5 protein-coding genes and 1 other RNA gene are annotated in these 5319 nt (G+C 71.6%); all 6 read right to left on the bottom strand.

The annotated features are described in order from the left end of the window. Nucleotides 1–1099 (bottom strand): Mur ligase family protein (locus ACILRF_RS14130; protein WP_395673971.1); only part of this gene is annotated, 1099 nt, incomplete at its 3' end. Further along, nucleotides 1096–2859, bottom strand: coding sequence for a peptidoglycan D,D-transpeptidase FtsI family protein (locus ACILRF_RS14125; protein ID WP_395673969.1), 1764 nt, complete (start codon nucleotides 2857–2859; stop codon nucleotides 1096–1098). The genes ACILRF_RS14125 and ACILRF_RS14130, both read right to left, overlap by 4 nt. Further along, nucleotides 2856–3275, bottom strand: a complete 420-nt coding sequence (locus ACILRF_RS14120; RefSeq protein ID WP_395673967.1) for a cell division protein — start codon at nucleotides 3273–3275, stop codon at nucleotides 2856–2858. The genes ACILRF_RS14125 and ACILRF_RS14120 overlap by 4 nt, the downstream gene beginning before the upstream one ends. Further along, nucleotides 3272–4207: a 16S rRNA (cytosine(1402)-N(4))-methyltransferase RsmH gene (gene rsmH / locus ACILRF_RS14115; protein ID WP_395673965.1), complete on the bottom strand. Its 936-nt coding sequence runs from the start codon at nucleotides 4205–4207 to the stop codon at nucleotides 3272–3274. Before rsmH ends, ACILRF_RS14120 begins: the two co-directional genes overlap by 4 nt. Next, a complete protein-coding gene (locus ACILRF_RS14110; RefSeq protein WP_395673964.1) occupies nucleotides 4204–4686 on the bottom strand; it encodes a division/cell wall cluster transcriptional repressor MraZ in 483 nt (160 codons plus the stop codon). The genes rsmH and ACILRF_RS14110 overlap by 4 nt, the downstream gene beginning before the upstream one ends. A gap of 235 nt (nucleotides 4687–4921) precedes the next feature. Beyond that, nucleotides 4922–5303, bottom strand: an RNA gene (gene rnpB, locus ACILRF_RS14105) — RNase P RNA component class A. Nucleotides 5304–5319 lie beyond the last annotated feature (16 nt).

Below are 5319 nucleotides of genomic sequence, written 5' to 3'. Positions count from 1 at the left end.
CCTTCAGCACCGTCTCCAGCCCGTCCGGCGTATGGGCGTAGTCGACATAGGCCTCGCCGCCGCGCGGCCCCGCGCCCACCCGCTGCAGCCGCCCCGGCGCGCCTTCCAGCGCCTCCAGCCCGGCCAGCGTCTCCTCCAGTGTCAGTCCGGCCGCCAGGCACAGCCCCGCCGCGACCAGCGCGTTCGAGGCCTGGAACCCGCCGGCCAGCGGCAGCCGCACGTCAAAGGCCCGCCCCTCCGCCCGCAGCGTCAGCAGCTGGCCCTCCGGCAGCAGGCTGCGCTGCGCCAGCCGCAGACCCTGCCCCGCCTCGCCCACCGAGAAGATCGTCTGTCCCGCCGCCGTCGCGGCCGCTGCGAACACCGGAAAGGCGTCGCTGTCGGCGTTCAGCACCGCCGTCCCGCCGCGCGGCAGCAGGTCCTCGAACAGCCGCAGCTTGGCCGCCAGGTAGGCGTCCATGTCGCCGTGATAGTCGAGGTGGTCCTGCGTCAGGTTCAGGAACCCGGCCGCCTTCAACCTCACCCCGTCCAGCCGCCGCTGGTCGACGCCGTGGGACGAGGCCTCCATGGCGAAGTGCGTGACCCCCATGCCCGTGATCTTCGCCAGCAGCTCGGCGACATCGCCGGCGTCCGGCGTCGTCAGGCCCGGCGGCGTCACCTGCGCGTGCGATCCGTCCGGCCGGCTGACCGTCACCCCCAATGTGCCCATGCTGGCCGAGGTGCGGCCGGCGCGGGCGAACACCTGGCGGCAGAAATTGGCCACCGAGGTCTTGCCGTTGGTGCCGGTCACCGCGACCGAGATCTCCGGCTGGGCGCCCCAGAAGTTGGCCGCCGCGAGGGCGTAGGCCCGGCGAGGATCCGGCGTGACGATCGTCGGCACGGAAAGCCCGAGGTCGCGCTCGGCGATCACCGCCGCCGCCCCGGCCGCCACCGCCTTTTCGGCGAACGCCGCGCCGTCGGCGGCGCGCCCCGGCAGGGCGGCGAACAGATAACCCGGCCGCGCCTTGCGGCTGTCCGAGGTCACGCCGGCGATCGGCGGGTCGCCCCATCCTTCCCTTGCGGTCAGGTCGCGCCGCACCAGCTCGGACAGCGGCCGGCTCACAGCCCCTCTCCCACGATCACCGGCTTGCCCGCCGCCGTGGGGGCCAGCGCCACCGCGTCGGCCTTGCGGCTGACGCCCAGGAACGGCGCGATCCGCCCGATCGTCCGGCCGGCCGCCGGCGCCGCCACCCACCCGCCGGTGGAGTAGCCATAGGTGTTGGCGCTGGGCTTCGGCTCGTCCATCAGGATCAGCACGAAATAGCGGTCGTCCTCCACGGCCCCGTCGGTCGGGAAGACGGCGGCGAACGACGAGACTTGCTTGCTTCGACTATAGCCCCGGATCGCCGGATCGTACTTCTCGCCGGTGCCGGTCTTGCCGCCGACCGACAGGCCCGGCTGATCGGCCTTGCCGCCGGATCCGACCGGGCTGGCGACATTGGCGCGCATGATCTGCAGCATCTGGGCCGAGGTGCGCTCGCTCATCACCCGCTTGCCGGGGACCTGCTTGCCGGGCTCCACCTTGCGGATGGTCAGCGGCCGCAGCACGCCGCCGTTCAGCAACACGTTCATCGCCCGGGCCAGGGCCAGCGGGCTGACGTTCATTCCGTGGCCGAACGAGGTCGAGGCCACGGCGTCCTCGTTCCACACCTTCGGCGTCAGCGGCTTGGCGCTTTCGATCAGCTCGACGGGAGCGGTCTCGGTCAGGCCCAGCCCGGCGAAATAGCGGCTCAGCCGCTGCGGCCCGACGCTGACCGCGAGCTTGGCGGTGCCGATGTTGGAGGAATGCTGGAACACCTCGACCAGCGACAGCACGGCCTTGGCCGCGTGGTAGTCGTGGATCGTCCGGTAGCCGAGCTTGTACGGGAACCGCGCGTCGAACATGGAGCTCGGCGTCGCCACCCCGGCGTCGAGGCCGATCGCCACCGTGAACGCCTTGAACGTCGAGCCCATCTCGAACACCGACGCCGCCGCCCGGTTCAGCTTGGCGTCGTCGCTCGCCCGCCCCGGCTGGTTCGGATCGTAGGTGGGATAGCTGGCCATCCCCAGGATCTCGCCGGTGTGGACGTTGGTGACAATGCCTACCGCGCCGCGCGGCTGGAACTCCGCCGCCGCCTTGTAGAGCTCGTCCTCCAGCGCCGCCTGCACGCGCAGGTCGATGGACAGCGGCACCGCCGTCTTCGACGCCGCCGCCTTGCGGATGTCCTCGTTCAGCGCGGCTTCCGCGCCGGTCAGGCCCTCGCCGCCGGTGTCGGCGAACCCGATCAGGTGCGCCGCCGTCGTGCCCAACGGATAGACCCGCCGCTCTTCCGGATCGAAGCTGACGCCCGGCAGGCCCAAACGGTGGACGCGGGCCCGCTCCTCGGGCGTCAGGCCGCCGGCGACGAACACCCGGCGCGAGCCGCGCAGCGCCCGCTCCAGGCGCGCGGCGTCGATCTGCGGCAGGGCCTTGCGCAGCGCGGCGCGGGTCTCGGCCGTCTCCCAGATCTCTCGCGGGTCGATATAGAGCCCGTAGTGCAGCAGGTCGGCGGCCAGCATCTGGCCGTTGCGGTCGACGAGGTCGGCCCGCGCCGCGCCGGTGACCGGCGCCAGGTCGCCGTGCCCGCCCAGGCCCGAAAACAACGCCGCCCGGGTGGCCCCGACCGCCAGGGTGATGAAGGCGGCGGAAAAGATCGCCAGCACCACGAAGATGCGGATGCGGGTGTCGTCCTCGGCCTTGCCCGAGGCGCGGGCCCGCTCGAAGGCGTGCTCCAGGCCCCACATCCAGCGCGAGACCCAGCGGGCGATCGGCGAGGCGCCGAAGCTCGAACTTCCGAGGCTCATTGCGGCGCCTCCTGGGGGCCGGCGCCGCTCGCCGGGGTCGCCACGGGAACCGCGACGGGCGTCACAGCGGCGGCCGGCGCCGGCTTCGGCAGGACCGGCGGCGCCGGATTGCGGGCCACGGCCGGCAGGTCCTCGGCGCTCGCCTCGCGCTTGGCCGACAGCGGGCCGAGGCCGAGGTAGGCGCTCGACAGCCGCTCCACCCGCGCCGGCCGCTCCAGATGGCTGACCTCAGCCTGCAGCAGCCGGATGCGGGCCTTCTCGGCGGCGATGTTGCGCTCGATGCTGGCGATCTCCGCGCGCTCCCGGCCGGCCATCGTCTTGGCCAGGTAGACGCCCAGGATCAGCATCACCAGCAGCCCTAGGGCCACCAGGTCGATCAGCCGGAAACCCCGGACCCTGCGATCGAGCAGGCTCATGCCGCCCCCTTCCAGACCGGCGCCTCGGTGCGCACGGCCGCCCTCAACTTCGCCGAACGCGATCGGGGGTTGGCCGCCACCTCCGCGTCCGACGGCGCCTGCGCGCCGTTGAACTGGAGCCGGAAACTGGGCGCCGGGCCGGTTTGCACCGGCGGCGCATGGCGCGATCCCGACGGCGTTCTACCCGCTCGCGCCGACAGGAAGTTTTTGACGATTCTGTCTTCCAGCGAATGGAACGTGACGACGCAGAGACGCCCGCCGGGTTTCAGCACCCGCTCGGCGGCCGCCAGGCCCTTTTCCAGCTCGGAAAGCTCCTCGTTCACGGCGATGCGCAGCCCCTGGAACGAGCGCGTCGCCGGATGCACCTTTGCGCCGCGCCGCCCGCCCAGGGCGTGCTCGATGAACTCGGCCAGCTCCAGGGTGCGCGTGAACGGCTGCTCGGCCCGGCGACGGGCGATGGCGGCGGCGATCCGGCGGCTCTGCCGTTCCTCGCCATAGACGAACAGCACCCGCGCCAGCTCGGCCGGCTCGGCGGTGTTGACGAGATCGGCGGCGGTCGGACCCTCCGCGCCCATCCGCATGTCCAGCGGCCCGTCGCGCATGAAGGAAAAGCCGCGCTCAGCCTCGTCGAGCTGCATCGACGAGACGCCAAGGTCGAGCGCCACGCCGTCCACCGACGCCTCGCCCAGTTCCGCCGCCATCTCTGAAAACCGCGCGTCGACCAGCCGGAACCGGTCCTGCGGCAGGCCGTCGGCGAACCGCCGGGCGCTCGGGTCGCGGTCGAAGGCGACGACGCGCGCGCCGGTCGCCAGGATCGCCCGGGTGTAGCCGCCGGCTCCGAAAGTGCCGTCCACCACCATGTCCCCTGCGCCGCAGGCGAGGCCGGCCAACACTTCTTCGATCAGGACCGGGACGTGCGGCGCTTCGCTCACGACGCCGCCCCCTGCCGCCTCACTTCGAGCTTGGCCGCGCGCTGCTGGGCGCGCATCTGGGCGAGACCTTCTCGCGCCGCCTCACGCTGGGCGGCGCGGTGCGCCTGGAACGCCTCGCGCGGCCAGATCTGGAACCTGTCTCCCAATCCCACCACCGCGACCCAGTCGGTCAGGCCGAACATCTCACAGAGGCTTTCCGGCAGGGTGATCCGGCCAGCGGTGTCGAACGACAGCCGGGCCATGCCGCCGAGCACCGAGGTCTCCAGGGCGGTGCGCAGCGGATCGCCGAACTCCAGCTCCTCGATCAAGCCGAGGTAGCGGTCATAGAGCGCCTTGCCGCCCGCCTCGATGCAGTCGGCCTCAATGGAGGGGAAACAGACGATGCCGTCGAACGGCCCGGCCGCGAGCGCACGGAACTCCTGCGGCACGACGATGCGCCGCTTCGCGTCCAGCTGCTTCTCGAAGCTCGAGAGGAACACCGCCAACCCCTGCCCCGGAAATTCCCGGCCCGTCGCCAGCCCACGCGACGTGGTTAGCGAATGGTGATTGGGTTAACATGGGATCAATTGGGACACAATGACTCTAGATGACTCAAGAGGGCAGAATCCGCCCCTTGCCGCCTAGTCATGGTTAACGGCCAATACTTATCCACAGAACGTACACAGAACTGCGCGCGCCGGACGGAGCCGGCGGCGGCTTGATGGGGAAAGCGAAGGGACCAGACGGCCTATAAGCCGGGTTCTGTGCCGCCTCCCTGAGGGGAGACGCGGCGGCCATTCCTCTGGACCGGCCCTTGCGGGACGGTTCTCGCGACCTACCCGGACCTGCTCGGGCCAACGACGGCCCTGCCCCTCTTGCGAGAGACGCGCGGTCCCTATTCGGTCTTGCTCCTGGCGGGGCTTGCCATGCCGTCCCTGTCGCCAGGTCCGCGGTGGGCTCTTACCCCACCCTTTCACCCTTACCGCTCCAAGGAGCGGCGGTTTGCTTTCTGTGGCGCTATCCCTGGGGTCGCCCCCGGCGGGCGTTACCCGCCGCCATGTCGTCGTGGAGCCCGGACTTTCCTCGAGCTTGCGCCCGCGACCGCCCGGCCATCTGGTCCGCGCGGAACATGG

It is taken from the genome of Phenylobacterium sp., assembly GCF_044236515.1.
Lineage (GTDB): Bacteria > Pseudomonadota > Alphaproteobacteria > Caulobacterales > Caulobacteraceae > Phenylobacterium.
This window is presented reverse-complemented; position numbering and strand designations above follow the sequence as displayed.

Bases quoted from the DNA above. Each gene is read 5' to 3' on its own strand.
- ACILRF_RS14125 (WP_395673969.1), bottom strand. From the start codon at position 2,859: ATGAGCCTCGGAAGTTCGAGCTTCGGCGCCTCGCCGATCGCCCGCTGG.
- ACILRF_RS14120 (WP_395673967.1), bottom strand. From the start codon at position 3,275: ATGAGCCTGCTCGATCGCAGGGTCCGGGGTTTCCGGCTGATCGACCTG.